Raw genomic sequence first — 18,189 nt, 5'->3', positions numbered from 1 at the left:
GGGGGCCCCGGCATGTCCGGGGCCTTCGCGTCCTTGATCCAATGAAAACGGGGGGCAGGCATGGCAGGTGCATCGCCTGTATTGGAAGACGACTCGGTCCTCAGTCGGCTTGACCGGGGGCTGTTGCGCGTCGAGCGGTTGATGGGGCTCGTGGCGGGGCTGGCGATCTTTTCGCTGATGCTTCTGGCGGTGCGCTCGGTCGGCGGGCGGGTGACGCTCAATGCGCCGCTGATGGGCTATGTCGATTTCATCGAACAATTGATGCCGCTGATCGCCATCCTGGCGGTCTCGTTTGCACAGCGCGACGGCACGCATATCCGCATGGACCTGCTGGTCGAGAACCTGCGCGGGCGGGCGCTGTGGCTCTTCGAGCTGATCAGCGTCCTGTTGATCCTGATGCTGATGCTGTTCCTGATCTGGGGCAGTTGGGCGCATTTCCAGCGCTCGTTCGATCTCGGCGCCCCGTGGTGGAGCCGCGACAGCACCACCGATATCGCGATGCCGATCTGGCCTGCCAAGCTCCTGGTGCCGGTGGCCTTCTCGGTTCTCGCGCTGCGGCTCCTGATCCAGATCTACGGGTTCGCGCGGGCGTTGGTGCTCGGGCTCGAAAAACCGGTGGCGGTGCCGATGGTGCTTGATGCCGCCGCCCAGGCCGCGGCCGAAGCCAAGGCGCTTGAAGAAGAAGAAGAACAGGAGCGCGCCAATGGACCCGATTGAAATTGGCCTGTGGGTGACCGGCGGGCTGCTGGTCATGGTGCTCATGGGCATGCGCGTGGCCTTTGCCGCGGCGCTGGCCGGGCTGGTCGGGCTGTTGCTCATCTTCTGGTCGCGGCGCGGCTTTGATCCCGAGCATTTCGGCTGGGCGATCACGGTGGCGGCCAAGACGGCGGGGCAGGTGCCCCATTCCAAGGTGGCCTCGCAATCGCTCAGCCTCATTCCGACCTTCATCCTGATCGGGTATCTCGCCTATTACGCGGGGCTCACGAAGGCGCTGTTCGAGGCGGCCAAACGCTGGCTGGCATGGTTGCCGGGCGGGTTGGCGGTTTCGACCGTCTTTGCCACCGCGGGCTTTGCCGCGGTGAGCGGGGCAAGCGTCGCGACCGCGGCCGTCTTTGCCCGTATCGCCATCCCCGAGATGCTCAAGATCGGCTATGACAAGCGCTTCGCGGCGGGCGTCGTCGCCGCGGGCGGCACGCTGGCAAGCCTCATCCCGCCCTCCGCGATCCTCGTGATCTACGCGATCATCGTCGAACAGGACGTGGGCAAGCTGCTGCTGGCGGGGTTCATCCCCGGCGCGTTCTCGGCGCTGGTCTATGGCTCGCTGATCGTGGGCATTGCGATGATCTTCAAGAATGTCGGCCCGCCGGTGACCGGCTTCACATGGGGCCAGCGCTTCGCCGCGCTGCCGCCCGCGCTGCCGATCCTTGCGGTCGTCGTGATCATCATCTTCTTCGTCTACAACCCGTTCGGCGAGAAATCATGGGGCACCCCGACCGAGGGTGGCGCGATCGGCGCCTTCATCGTGTTCTGCATGGCGCTCTACAAGGGCATGCGCTGGAGCCAGCTCAAGGCGGCGCTGCTGGAAACGGCCAAGCTTACCGTGATGATCTTTACCATCATCTGGGGCGTGCTGATCTATGTGCGCTTCCTTGGCTTTGCCGACCTGCCGGGGGCGTTCTCCGACTGGATCACCTCGCTTTCGATGTCGCCGATGCTGATCCTGATCATGATCCTGCTGGCCTATGCGGTGCTGGGCATGTTCATGGACGCGATCGGCATGCTGCTCCTGACGCTGCCGGTGGTCTATCCGGCGGTGATGGCGCTCAACGGTGGCGAAACGGTAAGCGCGGCGGACAGCGCCTTTGGCATGTCGGGGACGATGTGCGCGATCTGGTTCGGGATTCTGGTCGTCAAGATGGCCGAGTTCTGCCTGATCACGCCACCGATCGGGCTCAACTGCTTTGTCGTGGCCGGGGTGCGCGATGATCTGAGCGTGCAGGATGTGTTCAAGGGGGTCATGCCGTTCTTCGTGGCCGACGCCTTCACGATTGCCGGGCTGATTGCCTTTCCGCAGATCGTCTTGTGGTTGCCGTCGCTGGCATGAAGACATTCGGCGAGGTGCAGGAAAGGAACCGGATCGTGACCGAAACACGTGACAGCTTCGCCCTGATCGGGGCGGGGCCGATGGGCCTTGCCACGGCCAAGGTGATGGTCGAGCAGGGCATCGCCTTTCAGGGCTTCGAATTGTCGGATGGTGTGGGCGGCCTTTGGGACATCGACGCGCCGCGCTCGACCATGTATGAAAGCGCGCATCTGATCTCCTCGAAGACGATGACCGAATTCGCCGATTTCCCGATGCGCGAGGAGGTCGCGGACTACCCCTCGCATCGCGAGATGAAGCGCTATTTCGACGAGTTCGCCGACCATTTCGGGCTGCGCGAGCATTATCATTTCGGCGCCGAGGTCACCCGGGTCGAGCCCCTGGGCGGCACTGGCGACGGCTGGCGCGTGGTCTGGCGGCAGGACGGAGCCGAGCACGAGGCGGTGTTCGCCGGGGTGATGATCGCCAACGGCACCCTGAGCGAGCCCAACCTGCCGCCCTTCGAGGGCGCGTTCACGGGCGAGTTTCTGCATTCGTCGGAGTATCGCTCTGCCCGCCAGTTCACCGACAAGCGCGTGCTGGTGATCGGCGCGGGCAATTCGGGCTGCGACATCGCGGTCGACGCGGTGCACCACGCCGACACGGTCGATCTCTCGATGCGGCGCGGCTATCATTTCGTGCCGAAATACATCTTCGGCAAACCCGCCGACACGCTGGGCGGGGCGATCCGCCTGCCGATGTGGCTCAAGCGCCCGATCGACGGCATGATCCTGCGCTGGTTCGCGGGCGACGCGCGGAAATACGGCCTGCCCGAGCCGGATTACAAGCTCTATGAAAGCCACCCGGTGGTCAATTCGCTGATCCTCTTTCACCTCGGCCATGGCGACATCACCATCCGCCCCGACATCGAGCGGTTCGAGGGGAGCGAGGTGCTCTTCAACGACGGCAGCCGCGCCGAATATGACCTCGTGCTGGCCGCCACAGGTTACCGGCTGCATTATCCCTTCATCGACAGCGACCTCCTTAACTGGCAGGGCCACGCGCCGCATCTCTACCTCAACGCCATGCACCCCGAGCGTGATGACCTCTTCGTGCTGGGCATGGTCGAGGCGACGGGCCTCGGCTGGCAGGGCCGTCACGAACAGGCCGAGATGGTGGTGCGCTACGTCAAGGGGCTGCGCGAGGGCGCGGCGGCGGCAAAGGCGCTCAAGGCCGAGAAGGCCGCGGGCTTCGCGCGCGCCACCGGCGGGATGAATTACCTCGATCTTGCGCGCATGGCCTATTACGTGGACAAATCGACCTATCGCAAGGCGGTGACGCGCTGGATCGGGCGGTTGCGGAAAGAGGCGGCGTGATGGGTGCGAATGGCATCGACGAGGTGATGCTGAATTTCAGCCCCGGCTCGCTGATGCTCCTCAACGCGATCCTGGCGATCGTGATGTTCTCCATCGCCATCGACCTCAAACCCGCCGATTTCACCCGCCTGTTGCGCGCGCCACGCCCCCTTCTGGCCGGGCTCTTCTCGCAATTCGTGGCGCTGCCGGTGGTCACCTTCGCGATGATCCTCGCCACCGCGCCGCGCGCCTCGGTGGCGCTGGGGCTGATGCTGGTGGCGGCCTGTCCGGGCGGCAATATCTCGAACTTCATCACTCACCGGGCCGGCGGCAACGCGGCGCTTTCGGTGTCGATGACCGGTGTGGCCACGGTGGGGGCGATCTTTCTCACCCCCGTCAATATCGCGCTCTGGGGCAATCTCTATGCCCCCACCCGCGAGATCCTGCGCGCCGTCGCCATCGACCCGGTGCAGGTGGCGATCACCGTGGGGCTGATGCTCGTCCTGCCGCTGGTGCTGGGGGTCACGCTCAACACGCGGCGCCCCTCCGATGCGGCCCGGCTCAGGCGACCGATGCAGATGCTGTCGATGGTCATCTTCATCGGCTTCATCGCGGTGGCACTGGCGGCGAACTGGCAGTTCTTCCTCGCCTTCGCGGGCTCCATCGCGGGGCTCGTGATCCTGCACAACGCGCTGGCGCTGGCCACCGGCTACACGGTGGCGCGGCTGGCGCGGCTGGCACCGCTTGACCGCCGCTCGGTCACGATCGAGACCGGCATCCAGAATTCCGGCCTCGGCCTCGTGCTGATCTTCGGCTTTTTCGGGGGCCTTGGCGGCATGGCGGTGGTCGCGGGGCTCTGGGGCATCTGGCATGCGCTCTCGGGGATCGTGCTGGCCATGCTCTGGGCGCGCCGCCCGGTGGCGGCGGCATGAGCGGTATCCTGGTCACCGGGGCGGCGGGCATGATCGGCCGCGCGCTGCTGGCCGAGCTGGGCGGCGGCGATGTCGTGGCCAGCGACCTGCACCGGCCCGAAACCCTGCCAAGCGATGCGCGCTTCGAAACCATGGACGTGACCGGCGACGACCCCGACCGGGTGATCGGCGCGCTCAAACCCGACGTGGTGGTGCATCTCGCCTCGATCGTGACACCCGCGCCGGGGCAGGGCGAGGCGATGGCCCACCGCGTCGATGTCGAGGGCAGCCGCCATGTCCTCGACGCGTGCATCAAACACGGGGTGCGGCGGCTGGTGGTCACGTCGAGCGGCGCGGCCTATGGCTATCACCCCGACAACCCGGTGCCGCTGCGCGAACATCACGCGCTGCGTGGCAACGACGCCTTCGCCTATGCCCGCCACAAGCGGCTGGTCGAGGACATGCTGGCCAAGGCGCGTGAGGATCATCCCGCGCTCGAACAGGTCGTGCTGCGCGTCGGCACGGTTCTGGGCGCGGGCACCGACAACCAGATCACCGCGCTCTTTCACAAGCCCCGGCTGCTGGCGGTGCGCGGCAGCGACAGCCCCTTCGTCTTTATCTGGACGCGCGATCTCGCCCGCATATTGAAACGCGCGGCCACCGACGGCCCGCCGGGTATCTACAACGTGGCCGGTGACGGCGCCATGGGCATCGGCGAAATCGCCCGCGCCCTAGGCAAGCCCGTGCTGCGCCTGCCCGCATGGGGCCTCAAGGCCGCGCTGGCGCTGGCGAAACCGCTGGGGCTGACCCGCTATGGCCCCGAACAGGTGCGCTTCCTGCAATATCGCCCGGTGCTGGCCAACGACTCGCTGAAACGCGATTTCGGCTATGTGCCGGACAAGACCAGCCGCGAGGTGTTCGACCTCTGGCGGCAGGAGGCAGGTCTGTGAAAACCGCCGTGATCTCGGGCGGTGCCGGGGGGCTGGGCCGCGCACTTGGCGACGCCCTTCGGGCCGAGGACTGGCGCGTGGTGGCGATCGACCGGGACATCTCGGCGCTTGTCCCCGATGAGACGCTGATCGCGGTGCAATGCGACCTCACCGACCACGCGGCGCGCGATGCGGTGCTGGCGCAACTGGCGCAGGATTACCCCCGCGTCGACCTGGCGATCTACAATGCGGGCATCACCCAGATCGGCGAATTCTGCGCGCTGGCCGAGGCGACGCATCGGCGCGTGTTCGAGGTCAATTATTTCGCCGCCGTCGAAATGGCGCGGGTGCTCCTGCCCAATGTGCGGGCGGCGAAGGGCACGCATCTGGCGATTTCCTCGGTCGCGGGCTTTGCGCCGCTCTATCGCCGGGTCGCCTATGCCGCCTCGAAACACGCGCTCGAAGGGGCGTTCAAATCGCTGGCCAGCGAAGAGGCCGCGCATGGCGTGCGGGTGCAGATCGCCGCGCCCTCGTTCGTCGCCACCAATACCGGCAATCCCGAAAGCGGCGCGGACGGCACGGCGCGGCCCGGATCGGCCCCCGACGGCATCGACTACATGGAGCCCGATGCCGCCGCGCGGATCATCCTGCGCGGACTTGCACGGGGCGCGCCCTTCATCCCGGTGGGGCGGGTGGCGCGGGCATCGTGGTGGATCAACGGGGTTGCGCCGCGACTTTTCCGCCGGCTGATGGAGCGCCGGATCAGGGGTGGTTAGGCCCGTCACCGCGCGCCGGGTTAACCTTTGACGGCCCGCGAATCCGTGGTTTTGCCCGGCAGCCGGGGGACAGCCGCGCGGCAGCCGGATGTCACCCCCCCGATTCGTGGCGGAACGGCAAAGGTTAATGCCACTTCAGATGATCGTGGTTTCCGACAGGAAGCGGCGGGTCAGCGCCGCCTCCTGCGCTTTCATCAGGCGGTGCGCGGTCTGCATATGCTCGCGCAGGATGCGCCGCGCCGCGTCGCAATCACCCGCCCGCAAGGCGCTCAGAAGTCGCGATTGATACCCCATCCCCGAGGCCCAGAGCTCGCGGTTGGGCGGGTCGTAAAGCTGCCTCGTGACGGTGATCTCGCTCAGCATGTTGGCGGTAAAACGGATCAGGAAACGCATCAGCGGATTGCCCGCCATCTCGGCCAGAACCGCGTGAAATCGCAGCGAGGCGATATGCTGTTCGCGCTCTTCCTCGGCGGTTTCGGCGGGCTCCGCATAGCGCGCCATCACCGATTGAAGCCGCGCGATCTGCGCCTCCGAAAGCCCTTCGGAGGCCAGCGACGCGGCCAGTTCCGGCTCCAGCGCTTCGCGGATCTGGTAGATGTCGCTGATCGAAAGTTGCTGGAAATAGAAGTAGTTACCAAGCAAGGCCGCCGCGCGCTCCTCGGATACCTGGTGCACGAAGGTGCCGCCGCCCGGGCCGGTGCGCGACTTGACCAAGCCTTGCGCTTCGAGAATGCGCAGCGCCTCGCGGATCGTGCCCTTGGCCATTGAAAACCGCTCGATCAACTCGGGTTCCGAAGGCAGCCGGTCGCCCGGTTGCAGGCCCCGGTCCATGACCCAATCCTTGATCGCATCGGCCACCTGTTGCGGGCGCGACGGGCGCGGCTCAGGGGTCGAGCGGGTGGTGGCAGGCGGCACGCTGGTCTCCTTCGATGGGGCGCAATTCGGGCCGGTCGGTCCGGCAGATATCGGTGGCGCGCGGGCAGCGCGAGGCAAAGGCACAGCCCGGCGGCGGGTTCATCGGATCGGGCAATTCGCCCTGCGCCTGCCCGCCGATCGGTCGACCCACCACCGGCGCGCTCTCGGCCAGAAGCCTCGTATAGGGATGGCGCGGCGATGCAAAGATGTTTTCCGCCCGCCCCTCTTCAACCACCGCCCCGAAATAGAGCACGGCCACCCGGTCCGAGACCGCCTCGACCACCGCCAAGTCATGGGAAATAAAGAGATAAGTGAGCCCCAGCTCATCCTTGAGATCGGCCAGAAGGTTGAGCACCTGCGCCTGCACCGAGACATCGAGCGCCGAAACCGGCTCGTCCAGAACGAGGATTCGCGCATTCGCCGCCAGCGCCCGCGCGATGCCGATCCGCTGCGCCTGACCACCGGAAAATTCGTGCGGATAGCGGTCGAGGAACTCGGGGCGCAGGCTGACCGAGTCGAAGATCTCGTCGATGCGCGCGGAGCGTTCGGTCCGGCCCATTCCGTGCAGGTGGATGAGCGGCGCCTCGAGGATCTGGCGGATGGTCTTGCGCGGGTTGAGCGAGCTGACCGGGTCCTGGAACACATACTGGATGACACGCCCGAAATCCGCCGGGCTGCTGCCGCCCGAAAGCCCCTCGATTTCGATCGTGCCGGAAGTGGGCGGCAACAACCCCACGAGCATCCGCGCGAGGGTGGATTTGCCGCAACCGGATTCACCCACGATTCCAAGGGTTTCACCGTTCTCGACATTGAGCGACGTGGGATGTACCGCATGCACCTGCGCCTTGGGCGGGCGCATGAGGCGCTTGCCCACGTCGAAGGTCTTGGTCAGGTCGCGGGTTTCGAGGGCGAGGCTCATGCGACATCCTCCTCGGGCAGAATGCAGCGGACCTTGCGCCCGGTGCCGGTCAATTCGATCTCGCTCGTGGCGCACAGCCCTGTGGCCTTGTGACAGCGCGGCGCAAAAGCGCAGCCATGCGGCAATTGATCGACGGCTGGCGGCAATCCGGGGATGGCATGCAACTCGCGTCGCCCAGCCCCCAATTCGGGCACGCAGGCGATAAGGCGCTTGGTATAGGGATGGGCCGGGGCATCCAGCACCTCGGCGGTGGTGCCCTCTTCGACGATGCGCCCCGCATACATCACCGCGACGCGGTCGCAAAGCTGGCCCACCACGCCGAAATCATGGGTGATGAACAGGATCGACACGCCCCGATCCCGGCGCAGATCGTCGAGCAGCTTGAGAATTTGCGCCTGCACGGTCACGTCAAGCGCGGTGGTCGGCTCGTCGGCGATGATCACCTCCGGCTCGTTGGCCAGCGCCATCGCGATGGCGACCCGTTGGCGCATGCCACCCGAGAGTTCATGGGGATAGGAGCGGATGCGGGCGCGGGCATTGGGGATGCGCACGTCTTCAAGCAGCTTGACCGCGCGCTCATGGGCGGCGTCCCTGGAAATGCGGTGATGCACGCGGATCGCCTCTGTGAGTTGATCGCCCACGCGATAAAGCGGGTGCAGCGTCGAAAGCGGGTCCTGGAAGATATAGGCCACGCGGTCGCCCCGCAGGGCGCGCAGCCGACGGTAGGGCGCGCCGATCAGGTCCTGCCCGTTGAGGCGCACCGCGCCACCGGTGATGATGCCGGGGGGCGAGGCGACAAGCCCCATCACAGAAAGCGCGGTCACCGACTTGCCCGAGCCCGACTCGCCGATGAGCCCGACGCATTCCCCGGGATTGATCGCCAGAGAAACGCCCCCCACCGCGCGATAGATGCGGCTGCCCACCTCGAACCGGGTCTGAAGGTTTTCGAGCGAAAGCACCGCCTCGGTCTCGGCCTCTTCGGGCGGGGTCTCGTCGCGGCGCACGAGGGTGGCCGCCATGGGCCGCGAGAGCGCACCCGAACGCAGGCGCGGGTCGAGCGCATCGCGCACCCCGTCGCCCAGAAGATTGACCGACATCACGATCAGGAGGATCATCATGCCCGGCACGATAGAGGTATGCGGCGCGGTGATGAGTGCCGCGCGCGCCTCGCCCAGCATCGACCCCAGATCGGCCTGTGGCGGTTGGCTACCCAGCCCGAGAAAGCTGAGTCCTGCGGTTTCAAGGATCATCCAGCCGATGGTGGTCGACATGGCGATGATCACCACGGGCAACACGTTGGGCAGGATCTCGGTCGTGAGGATGCGGATATGCCCCATACCCGAAAGCCGGGCGGCATCGACGAATTCCTTGTGCGCGATCGACACCGTCACGCCGCGCACGTTACGCGCAAAGAAGGGAATGTTGACGGCGGCCACGGCATAGAGCGCGTTGAGCAACCCGGGGCCAAGGGCGGCAACGATGGCCAGCGCCAGAAGGATGTAGGGAAAGGCCATGAGCATGTCGATGGCGCGCATGATCACGTTGTCGATGCGCCCGCCGAAATAGCCCGCGACGATGCCGATGGCGGCCCCGACGGTCCCGGCGATGAGCGCCGCGGCGAGCCCCACGGCAAGGCTGAGCTGCGTGCCCCAAAGCAGGCGCGAGAGAAGATCGCGGCCAAGGTGATCGGTGCCGAGGATGAACCCGTCGCTGAACGGGCGCTTGAACCGGTCGGCGGTGGCGGTGGCGTCGGGATCGGGCAGGGGCAGAAGCGGCGTGACCACGATCAGCAGGATGATCACGCCCAGAACGGCGGCGCCGAAGATCGCAAGCCGATTGCGCGCCAGAAGCTTGATAAACGTGCTCATGTGCGAATCCTCGGGTCGAGCAGGCTTTGCGCCACGTCCACCACGATGTTGAAAAAGACGTAACAGGCGGCGACGAACACCACGCCACCCTGCACCAGCAGGAGATCGCGTTTCAGGATCGCATCGACCAGCATCCGCCCGACGCCGGGCCACTGGAACACGATCTCGATATAGACCGCGCCCGACAGAACGAACCCCGCCTGGATGCCCAGCACCGGGATGATCGAGACCATGGCGGCGCGCAGCGCGTGGCCCCAGATGACCCGGCCCTCGCCCACGCCCTTGGCGCGCGCGGTGCGGATGAAATCCTGCCTGAGCACTTCGAGCATCGCCGCCCGGCTGAGCCGCGCCACCACCCCCGTGGCGACCAGCGACAGGGCGATGGCGGGCATGGCGAGATGGCGCAGAAGGTCGGGCAGGTCACCGCCGCCATAGATTGCGTACATGCCCGAAACCGGCAGCCATTTCAGGCGCACGGCAAAGAACAGGATCATCATCATGCCGAGGAAAAAGGACGGGATCGAGATGCCCAGGATCACCGCCACCGTGATCGCCCGGTCGGCCCAGCCATATTGCCGCGCCGCCGAGATCACGCCCGCGATGATGCCAAGCACCGCACACAGGATGAACGCCGCCCCGGCGAGGACCAGCGTCGCCGAGAACCGGTCAAGCACCTCGTCCAGCACCGGGCGGTTGAGCGCAAAGGAGCGACCGAAATCGCCCTGCAGCATGTTGCCGATCCAGATGAAATATTGCTGCACCAGCGGCTTGTCGAGGCCGAGATCGCGGTTGAGCTTCTCGACATTCTCGGGCGTGGCATAACTCCCGAGGATGGCCGTCGCCGGATCGCCGGGAATGAGCGACATGATGGCAAAGACGATCACCGTGATGCCCAGGAGCACCGGCACCGCCGAGACCAGACGTTTGAGGATATATCCGCCCATATCGCCCCCCGCAAAAGCTGTGCCCCGGGCGGATCATGCCGCCCGGGGGTGTGGCGTCATTCCTTGCCCACGTCCTTCAGCAGCAGGAAGAAGGACGGCTCAAGCTGGAAATTCTGCACATTGGCCGCGGTCACGGCGTTCTGCTTCCAGTTGGCGACAAAGACCCAGGGCGCATCCTCCTGAACGATGGTCTGCATCTCCTGGTAGAGTTTCGCGCGCTCGGCCTGATCGGTCGAGGCGCGGGCGGCTTCAAGCAACTCGTCAACCTTGGGGTTGGAATAGTAACCTGAGTTGAAGCCGCCCTTGTCCGGCCATGCGTCGGTGCGCAGGGCAAGGAAGGGGAGCGTGTCGGGATCGTTGGTCATCCATGCCATTTCGGCCATGTCCGCCTTGCCTTCGAGACCCGGGTTCACGCGACCGAGGAAGGTGTTCCATTCATAGGTCTCGATCTCGACATCAAAGCCCACGGCGGCGAGATCGGCCTGGATTGCGGTGCCCATGGAAATGGGTTCGAGCATGCCCGACCCGCCCTCGGTGACATAGAAGGTGAGTTCCGCCCCTTCGGCCCCGGCCTCGGCGATCAACTCTCGCGCCTTGTCGGGGTCATAGGGATAGGGTTCGAGTTCCTCGTTATAGGCCCAGGCAAAGGCGGGCGGGGTGGGGCCCGCGGCGATCTCGGCGGTGCCTTCGAGCACGTCGTTCACCAGTGCCGATTTGTTGATCGCGTAATTGGCCGCCTGACGCACGCGCTTGTCGGCAAAGGGGCCTTCCTTGGCGTTGAGGATCAGGAACCAGACATGCGGCCCGGCCTGTTCGGCCACCTTGAAGTCATCCGTGCGGAATTGCGACAGCGCAGTGGGCGGCACCTCGACCATCATGTCGATCCCGCCCGCCAGCATCTCGGCCACGCGGGTATTGGCATCGGTGATCGGCCGGAAGATCAGCGCCTCGGACGCCGCCGTGCCATCCCAGTAATCGGGGTTGCGGGTGACCACGACCGCCTCGTTCGAGCGCCATTCGGCGAATTTGAACGGGCCGGTGCCCGACGGGTTGCGGCCGACATCGGCGCCATGGGTCTCGACCGCCGCGGGCGACACGATCAGGCCGGTAGGATAGGCGAGGTTCGACAGGAACGGCGCATAGGGCGCATTGAGCGTGAAACGCACGGTTTGCGCGTCCAGCGCCTCGACCTCTTCGACCGCCGAGAAGAAGAACGACAGCGGGAACGGGCCGGTGTCGTGATGAGGATGATCCTCGTTCAGCATCCGCTCGAAATTGAAGACGACGGCCTCGGCGTTGAACGGGGTGCCGTCATGGAACTGCACGCCCTCGCGCAGGGTGAAGGTATAGACAGTGCCATCCTCGGAAATCTCCCAACCGCTGGCCAGCGATGGTTCGACTTCGAGCGTGCCCGGCTTGTAGCGCACCAGCCCGTCATAGATATTCATCAGGATGCGGAAATCGTTGACCGCCGTCACCGCGTGCGGATCGAGCGATTTCGGCTCCGCGATCTGCCCGATGACCAGCGCCTCGGGCGGAGTCTGGGCCACTGCGGGTAGGACAAGCGCGGATGTGGCGAGAAGGGCGGCGGACAGCGCGCCGAATCCCCGTCGCGTGACGTTGGAAAGTGACATGTGGAATACCCCCTGGATTTGCGATTGTTGCTGTTATTGGGGTTTATTTATCATGATAATTTGCACAGGTCAAAATTTTCATGATAAATGGGAGGGAGAGGAGAAAACCATGACATTTTCGATACTGGCGCGGGATCGGGCGACCGGAACGCTGGGCGGGGCGGCGACGACCGGCTCGCTTTGCGTCGGCGGCTGGGTGCTCAGGGGCGATTCGCGCTGGGGCCTCTCGGCAAGCCAGGGGGCGGCGCCCTCGCCGATGTGGGGCGAGGACGTGATCGAGGCGATGCGGATGGGGCGCGATGCCGCCGCCGCGGTGGACGAGGTCACGCAAGCCGATAGCGGCCGGGCCTGGCGTCAGCTTGCCGCGCTCGATCCCGGCGGCGGCACCGGCGTGTTCACCGGTGCGCACAATACCGGCTGGCATGGTCACGCCGCGGGCGCAGACGTGATCGTGGCGGGCAACATGCTCAGCGGGCCCGAGGTTGTCACGGCGACCCTTGCCGCGTTTCAGGAGGCCCGGGGCACGATGGCCGAGCGGCTGATCGCCGCGCTTGCCGCCGGAGAGGCGGCGGGTGGCGACAGCCGCGGGCTGCAATCGGCGGCGCTTCTGGTTCTGGCCAGTGATGCGCCGCCCCTGACCCTGCGCATCGACTGGGCCGAGGCGCCGATCGCGGCGCTGGCGGCCCTTTATGCACGCACGCAACAGGGCGAATATGCCGACTGGCTGCCCTGCGTGCCCACGCGCGACGACCCCGAACGGCACCCGGGCTGAGACCGGCAACAGGTGCTTGACCGCTGCACGAAGCCGGATCAGCATGATACCAGCGCAAGGCGGAGGAGGCCGGGGCCATGGAATTCGATTATGTCATCGTGGGCGGCGGCTCGGCCGGGTCGGTCCTCGCCCGTCGGCTGAGCGAGGACGCGGATGTCAGCGTCTGCCTGATCGAGGCGGGCGGGCAGGGCAAGAGCATTCTCGTGCGCGCGCCCGCGGCGGTGGTGGCGATGCTGCCGGGCCATGGCAAGATCAACAACTGGGCCTATGAAACGGTGCCGCAAGCCGGGCTGAACGGGCGGCGCGGGTATCAGCCGCGTGGCCGGGCACTGGGCGGTTCGTCCGCGATCAACGCGATGCTCTACGTGCGCGGGCATAGCGACGATTATGACCAATGGGCCGAACTGGGCAATCCGGGCTGGGACTGGGAGTCCGTCCTGCCCTATTTCAAGCGCGCCGAAAACAACGCATGGGGCGGGGATGACCTGCATGGCGGCGACGGCCCGTTGCAGGTCAGCGACCAGGCCGATCCACGCCCGATCACCCGCGCCTTTGTCGAGGCGGCCAAGCAGGTCCAGCATCGCGAATGCGTTGATTTCAACACCGGCGACAACGAAGGCGTGGGCCTCTTCCAGGTCACGCAGTTTCACGACGCCGCCCGCCGGGGCGAGCGGTGCTCGGCGGCGGCGGGCTATCTGCATCCGGTGATGGGCGCGCGTGCAAACCTGACGGTGATGACGAAATGCCGGGCCACGCGGGTGCTCTTCGAGGGGCGGCGCGCGGTGGGCGTGGCGTATCGGCAGGGGCGCCAGGACGGGCAAGTGAGCGCCCGGCGCGAGGTGATCCTCTGCGGGGGTGCCTTCAACTCGCCGCACCTTCTGCAACTGTCGGGCGTCGGCCGCCCCGAGGACATCCGCCCGCATGGCATCGACATGGTGCATGAACTGCCCGGGGTGGGGCAGAACCTTCAGGATCATCTCGATTTCATCCTGTCGTGGAAGACCCGCGACACCGACAATTTCGGCATCGGCCTGCGGGCGAGTTTCAACCTCGTGCGCCACGCGCTGCGCTGGCGCAAATCCGGGCGCGGCATGATCGCCACGCCGTTTGCCGAAGGCGCGGCGTTCCTCAAGACCGACCCGGGCGAGGCGCGGCCCGATATCCAGCTTCATTTCGTGATCTCGGTGGTCGMCGATCACGCCCGCAAACTGCATCTGGGCCACGGCTTTTCCTGCCATGTCTGCGTGCTGCGCCCCGGGTCGCGCGGCCGCGTCTTCCTGCAATCGGGCGATCCGCTGGCCGATCCGGGGATCGACCCCAATTACCTCGCCGATGCAGACGATCTGCAGCGACTGATCAAGGGGGCAAGGATGACCCGCGAGATCCTCATGCAGGACCCGATGGCGAAATACCGCCACAAGGAGATGTATGGCATCCGCGACGGGATGAGCGATGCGCAATGGGAGGATCACATCCGCGCCCGCGCCGACACGATCTATCACCCTGTGGGCACCTGCCGGATGGGCAGCGACGAAACGGCGGTCGTCGATCCCGAGTTGCGGGTGCGCGGGCTTGACGGGCTGCGCGTGGTCGATGCCTCGATCATGCCCACGCTGATCGGCGGCAACACCAATGCGCCCACGATCATGATCGCCGAGAAGGCCGCCGACATGATCCGCGCCGCGCGCGGCTGATCATCCTTTATCGGTCACGGCAAAGGGCGCAAGGCTGGCGGTGAACTGTTCGATGAACTCCAGCGCGATCATCGAGGGTTTGCGCAGGATCGGACGCACCAGCGAGAGATGGTGCGGCACGGCGGGCGCGAAGGGCCGGAAATCGAGCCCCCGCCCGACATAGCGCACCGCGTCCAGCTCGCTCACCACCGAGGCGCCGATGCCATGACAGGCCAACTCGCAGGCGGCGGTGAATTGCCGCGTCTCGACGATGCCGCGTATTTCCACCTCCTGCGACAGGAACGCCTCGCTCAGATCGCGAAAAAAGCTGCTGTCGCGGCGGGTGTGAATCAACGGCTGCCCGGCAAGGTCGCGCGGCGTGATGATGTCGCACGCGGCCAGCGGGCTGCCTTCGGGAAAGATACAGACGCTGCGAATGGCGACCTGCTCGCGCTCCACTGCCGGGTGCCCCTCGAACCCGTCGGTGATGCCGAAATCATATTGCTCGCCGATCATCCATTCGAGGATGCGTTCGGGCCGGTCGGGCTCGATCGTGATCGACACGCCGGGCCGGTCGGCGAGGAACCCCGCCACCACCTCGGGCAGGTGCGAGGTGGCAAAGCCGGGCAGGCAGGCAATGCGCAGGTGCCCGGCCTTCTTCTCGGTGATGTTGCGGCTGACCTCCGTCAACTGGTCCACCATTTCCAGAAGCCGGCGGATGTCGGGCATCAGCATCCGGGTCTCCTGGGTCGCAACCAGCCGCCCGTCGCGCCGGTCAAGCAGTTGGAAGCCGAGCGAGTCGCCCAGATCGGACAACAGCCGCGACACCGCGGGCTGGCTCACCCCGAGCGCTTGGGCGCCACGGGTCATCGAGCCGTATTCGACCACGGCGGCAAGGGCTTCGAGCTGGCGCAGGCGCACGGTCGACGACATGGATTGTGCAAGCCTCCGCTCTGGTTTCGCACAAGTTATAATGATCTGTTATAAATCTGACATATGAAACTTTTATTGAATTATGAAGTTGGGGATGCAAGATTTTTGCCACAACGAAAGCCGGACGGGCCATCTGGCCCGAAAACCTTTCAAATCAGCGCGTTTGACACGCGAAGGGAGTGAGAGAGATGAAACAACTGATTCTTGGGGCCGTTGCGGCCGGAACCACCGCCTTGACGCCACTGGTCGCTTCGGCGCAGACCGAAGTGCAATTCTGGCACGCCTTTACCGGCCGGCTGGGCGAGCTGGTCGCGGCGCAGGTCGAGGAATTCAACGCGAGCCAAAGCGACTACAATGTCGTCGCCTCGCACAAGGGCAATTACTCAGAAACGCTCAACGCCGGGATCGCCGCGTTTCGCGCCGGTGAGCAGCCCCATATCCTGATGGTGTTCGAGGTCGGCACCGCCACGATGATGGGCGCCAAGGGCGCGATCAAGCCGGTTTACGAGGTCATGGCCGAAAGCGGCGCCGAATTCGACCCCGACGCCTATATCGGTGCGGTCAAGGGCTATTACACCACGACCGAGGGCGAGATGCTGTCGCTGCCCTTCAACTCGTCGACCCCCGTTTTGTGGGTCAACCGCGATGCGCTCGAAGGGGCGGGGATCGATCCCGACACCGATCTGAGCACATGGCAGAATGTCGAGGGCGTGCTTGACGATCTCAAGGAGGCGGGTCATTCCTGCCCGCTGGTCACCGCGTGGCAAAGCTGGATTCACCTCGAAAACTTCTCGGCCTACCATGATGTGCCGTTTGCCACCCGTGACAACGGCTTTGCCGGGCTCGACACCGAACTGGCCTTCAACAGCGAGGCACAGGTGGCCCATATCTCGAAAATGGGCGAATGGGCACAGGACGGCAAATTCGTCTATACCGGCCGCCGCAACGAAGGCGGCGCCAATTTCCGGGCCGGCGATTGCGCGCTCTTCACCGAAAGCTCGGCGGGTTATGCCGGGATCAAGTCCGAGGCCGAGTTCGATTTCGACGTGCGCCCGCTGCCCTATTGGGAAGGCGTCGGCAACGCGCCGCAGAACACCATCATCGGCGGTGCGTCGCTCTGGGTGATGGAAGGTCACGAGGCCGAGGAATACAAGGGCGTTGGCGAATTCCTCGCCTTCCTCTCGTCGACCCCGATCCAGGCCCAGTGGCACCAGGACACCGGCTACCTGCCGATCACCGCGGCGGCGGGCGAGGCGACCCGCGAGGCCGGTTTCTATGACGAGAACCCGGGCACCGACGTGGCCGTGAAGCAGATGACGGCGAACGAACCCACCGCGAATTCCAAGGGTCTGCGCCTTGGCTCGTTCGACCAGATCCGCGGCATCATCGACGAAGAGCTCGAAGCGGTCTGGGCCGGTGACAAGTCGGCGCAAGAGGCAATGGACAGCGCGGTCGAACGCGGCAACCAGCTTCTGCGGCGCTTCGAGCAAGCCAACCGCTAAGCGCAACGTGACGGATGGCGGGCCCTTTCGCGGGGCCCGCCATTTTTCGCCGCCAAGGGGGCCAAGGGGGCAGGGGCATGGAAAAACGCGTGACCTTTCGCGGCTGGATGCTGCCGCTTTTGCTGATCGCGCCGCAGGTTTTCATCTCGGCGGTTTTCTTTTTCTATCCGGCCGGGCAGGCGGTCTGGCAATCGCTCTTCATCCCCGATCCGTTCGGATTGTCGACACAGTTCGTGGGCATGGGAAATTTCGAATATCTCTTCGGCGACCGGCATTACCGGGCGTCGTTCTATACCACCGCGCTGTTTTCCATCCTCGTCACGCTGGCCTCGATGATCCCGGCGCTGTTCCTCGCGGTGCTGGCGGATCGGCTGATCAAGGGCTCGGGCGTCTATCGCACGCTGCTGATCTGGCCCTATGCGGTGGCCCCGGCGGTGGCGGGGGTGCTGTGGCTGTTCATGTTCAACACCCGGGTGGGCGTGGTGTCATGGTATCTCGGGCAACTGGGCTATGACTGGAACCACGTCCTCAACGGGAGCGAGGCGATGGGCCTTGTCGTGGTGGCCTCGGCCTGGGGGCGGATCAGCTATAATTTCCTCTTCTTCTTCGCCGCGTTGCAGGCGGTGCCGCGCTCGGTGATCGAGGCGGCGGCGATTGACGGTGCACGGTTCTGGCGGCGGTTCTTCACCATCGTGCTGCCGCTTCTGTCGCCGACCACGTTCTTTCTTCTGGTGGTGAACGTGGTCTATTCCTTTTTCGAGACCTTCGGCGTCATTCACACGATCACCTCGGGCGGGCCGCAACAGGCCACCACCATCCTCGTCTACAAGGTCTATTCCGACGGGTTCGTCGGACAGGATCTGGGGTCTTCCTCGGCGCAATCCGTGGTTCTCCTGCTGGTGGTCGGCCTGCTGACCGTGTTGCAGTTCAAGTTCATCGAGAAGAGGGTGCATTACTGATGGCGAGCCACCCAAGCGG

Annotated in this window: 16 protein-coding genes; 10 read left to right on the top strand and 6 right to left on the bottom strand. The window is 65.5% G+C overall.

The window, feature by feature from the left end; translation table 11 throughout:
- The first annotated feature begins 60 nt into the window (after window positions 1–60).
- The 6 genes from FLO80_RS02890 to FLO80_RS02865 are packed head-to-tail and all read left to right on the top strand — an operon-like array spanning window position 61 to window position 6,051.
- Window positions 61–717 carry a TRAP transporter small permease subunit gene (locus tag FLO80_RS02890; protein WP_111361850.1) on the top strand — a complete coding sequence of 219 codons (657 nt, stop codon included), beginning with the start codon at window positions 61–63 and terminating at the stop codon, window positions 715–717.
- Complete coding sequence (locus FLO80_RS02885; RefSeq protein ID WP_111361851.1) at window positions 704–2,104, top strand: TRAP transporter large permease; 1,401 nt, start codon at window positions 704–706, stop codon at window positions 2,102–2,104. The genes FLO80_RS02890 and FLO80_RS02885 overlap by 14 nt, the downstream gene beginning before the upstream one ends.
- Window positions 2,101–3,456: a flavin-containing monooxygenase gene (locus FLO80_RS02880; RefSeq protein WP_246156532.1), complete on the top strand. Its 1,356-nt coding sequence runs from the start codon at window positions 2,101–2,103 to the stop codon at window positions 3,454–3,456. The genes FLO80_RS02885 and FLO80_RS02880 overlap by 4 nt, the downstream gene beginning before the upstream one ends.
- Entirely contained in the window at window positions 3,456–4,367 is a 912-nt protein-coding gene (locus FLO80_RS02875; RefSeq protein ID WP_111361852.1) for a bile acid:sodium symporter family protein, read from the top strand. The genes FLO80_RS02880 and FLO80_RS02875 overlap by 1 nt, the downstream gene beginning before the upstream one ends.
- Window positions 4,364–5,296, top strand: a complete 933-nt coding sequence (locus FLO80_RS02870) for an SDR family oxidoreductase (protein WP_111361853.1) — start codon at window positions 4,364–4,366, stop codon at window positions 5,294–5,296. The genes FLO80_RS02875 and FLO80_RS02870 overlap by 4 nt, the downstream gene beginning before the upstream one ends.
- Window positions 5,293–6,051, top strand: a complete 759-nt coding sequence (locus FLO80_RS02865; protein WP_111361854.1) for an SDR family NAD(P)-dependent oxidoreductase — start codon at window positions 5,293–5,295, stop codon at window positions 6,049–6,051. Before FLO80_RS02870 ends, FLO80_RS02865 begins: the two co-directional genes overlap by 4 nt.
- 135 nt (window positions 6,052–6,186) lie before the next feature.
- Here the strand turns inward: FLO80_RS02865 and FLO80_RS02860 are convergent, their stop codons facing one another.
- The 5 genes from FLO80_RS02860 to FLO80_RS02840 are packed head-to-tail and all read right to left on the bottom strand — an operon-like array spanning window position 6,187 to window position 12,331.
- Entirely contained in the window at window positions 6,187–6,966 is a 780-nt protein-coding gene (locus FLO80_RS02860) for a FadR/GntR family transcriptional regulator (RefSeq protein ID WP_111361855.1), read from the bottom strand.
- Window positions 6,935–7,885, bottom strand: a complete 951-nt coding sequence (locus FLO80_RS02855) for an ABC transporter ATP-binding protein (protein WP_111361856.1) — start codon at window positions 7,883–7,885, stop codon at window positions 6,935–6,937. Before FLO80_RS02855 ends, FLO80_RS02860 begins: the two co-directional genes overlap by 32 nt.
- Window positions 7,882–9,753 (bottom strand): dipeptide/oligopeptide/nickel ABC transporter permease/ATP-binding protein, encoded by a 1,872-nt coding sequence (locus tag FLO80_RS02850; protein WP_111361857.1) that lies wholly within the window; start codon window positions 9,751–9,753, stop codon window positions 7,882–7,884. The genes FLO80_RS02855 and FLO80_RS02850 overlap by 4 nt, the downstream gene beginning before the upstream one ends.
- Window positions 9,750–10,697 (bottom strand): ABC transporter permease, encoded by a 948-nt coding sequence (locus FLO80_RS02845; RefSeq protein ID WP_111361858.1) that lies wholly within the window; start codon window positions 10,695–10,697, stop codon window positions 9,750–9,752. Before FLO80_RS02845 ends, FLO80_RS02850 begins: the two co-directional genes overlap by 4 nt.
- A gap of 56 nt (window positions 10,698–10,753) precedes the next feature.
- Entirely contained in the window at window positions 10,754–12,331 is a 1,578-nt protein-coding gene (locus tag FLO80_RS02840; protein ID WP_111361859.1) for an ABC transporter substrate-binding protein, read from the bottom strand.
- 109 nt (window positions 12,332–12,440) lie between these two features.
- Here FLO80_RS02840 and FLO80_RS02835 point away from each other — a divergent pair, with 109 nt between their 5' ends.
- Together FLO80_RS02835 and FLO80_RS02830 are read left to right on the top strand one after the other, a co-directional pair.
- Window positions 12,441–13,103, top strand: a complete 663-nt coding sequence (locus tag FLO80_RS02835) for a DUF1028 domain-containing protein (RefSeq protein WP_111361860.1) — start codon at window positions 12,441–12,443, stop codon at window positions 13,101–13,103.
- A 77-nt stretch (window positions 13,104–13,180) separates the two neighbouring features.
- Window positions 13,181–14,797 (top strand): GMC family oxidoreductase, encoded by a 1,617-nt coding sequence (locus FLO80_RS02830; RefSeq protein WP_149187062.1) that lies wholly within the window; start codon window positions 13,181–13,183, stop codon window positions 14,795–14,797.
- Here the strand turns inward: FLO80_RS02830 and FLO80_RS02825 are convergent, their stop codons facing one another.
- Complete coding sequence (locus tag FLO80_RS02825; RefSeq protein WP_111361862.1) at window positions 14,798–15,709, bottom strand: LysR substrate-binding domain-containing protein; 912 nt, start codon at window positions 15,707–15,709, stop codon at window positions 14,798–14,800.
- A gap of 188 nt (window positions 15,710–15,897) precedes the next feature.
- On the opposite strand from FLO80_RS02825, the gene ugpB reads away from it, so the two are divergent.
- Entirely contained in the window at window positions 15,898–17,211 is a 1,314-nt protein-coding gene (gene ugpB / locus FLO80_RS02820) for a sn-glycerol-3-phosphate ABC transporter substrate-binding protein UgpB (RefSeq protein WP_111361863.1), read from the top strand.
- A 77-nt stretch (window positions 17,212–17,288) separates the two neighbouring features.
- Window positions 17,289–18,170 (top strand): sn-glycerol-3-phosphate ABC transporter permease UgpA, encoded by an 882-nt coding sequence (gene ugpA / locus FLO80_RS02815; RefSeq protein ID WP_111361864.1) that lies wholly within the window; start codon window positions 17,289–17,291, stop codon window positions 18,168–18,170.
- Window positions 18,171–18,189 lie beyond the last annotated feature (19 nt).

The organism is Aquicoccus porphyridii (assembly GCF_008369105.1).
Taxonomy (GTDB): Bacteria; Pseudomonadota; Alphaproteobacteria; order Rhodobacterales; family Rhodobacteraceae; genus Aquicoccus; species Aquicoccus porphyridii.
The sequence above is the reverse complement of the archived record's forward strand: the minus strand, read 5'-3'. Positions and strand labels throughout refer to the sequence as shown.

Excerpts from the sequence above, each read along its gene's own strand:
- FLO80_RS02880 (WP_246156532.1), top strand. The coding sequence starts at position 2,101 with ATGAAGACATTCGGCGAGGTGCAGGAAAGGAACCGGATCGTGACCGAA.
- FLO80_RS02840 (WP_111361859.1), bottom strand. The coding sequence starts at position 12,331 with ATGTCACTTTCCAACGTCACGCGACGGGGATTCGGCGCGCTGTCCGCC.
- FLO80_RS02885 (WP_111361851.1), top strand. The coding sequence starts at position 704 with ATGGACCCGATTGAAATTGGCCTGTGGGTGACCGGCGGGCTGCTGGTC.
- FLO80_RS02850 (WP_111361857.1), bottom strand. The coding sequence starts at position 9,753 with ATGAGCACGTTTATCAAGCTTCTGGCGCGCAATCGGCTTGCGATCTTC.
- FLO80_RS02890 (WP_111361850.1), top strand. The coding sequence starts at position 61 with ATGGCAGGTGCATCGCCTGTATTGGAAGACGACTCGGTCCTCAGTCGG.
- ugpB (WP_111361863.1), top strand. The coding sequence starts at position 15,898 with ATGAAACAACTGATTCTTGGGGCCGTTGCGGCCGGAACCACCGCCTTG.
- FLO80_RS02825 (WP_111361862.1), bottom strand. The coding sequence starts at position 15,709 with ATGTCGTCGACCGTGCGCCTGCGCCAGCTCGAAGCCCTTGCCGCCGTG.
- FLO80_RS02835 (WP_111361860.1), top strand. The coding sequence starts at position 12,441 with ATGACATTTTCGATACTGGCGCGGGATCGGGCGACCGGAACGCTGGGC.
- ugpA (WP_111361864.1), top strand. The coding sequence starts at position 17,289 with ATGGAAAAACGCGTGACCTTTCGCGGCTGGATGCTGCCGCTTTTGCTG.
- FLO80_RS02855 (WP_111361856.1), bottom strand. The coding sequence starts at position 7,885 with ATGAGCCTCGCCCTCGAAACCCGCGACCTGACCAAGACCTTCGACGTG.
- FLO80_RS02870 (WP_111361853.1), top strand. The coding sequence starts at position 4,364 with ATGAGCGGTATCCTGGTCACCGGGGCGGCGGGCATGATCGGCCGCGCG.
- FLO80_RS02875 (WP_111361852.1), top strand. The coding sequence starts at position 3,456 with ATGGGTGCGAATGGCATCGACGAGGTGATGCTGAATTTCAGCCCCGGC.
- FLO80_RS02845 (WP_111361858.1), bottom strand. The coding sequence starts at position 10,697 with ATGGGCGGATATATCCTCAAACGTCTGGTCTCGGCGGTGCCGGTGCTC.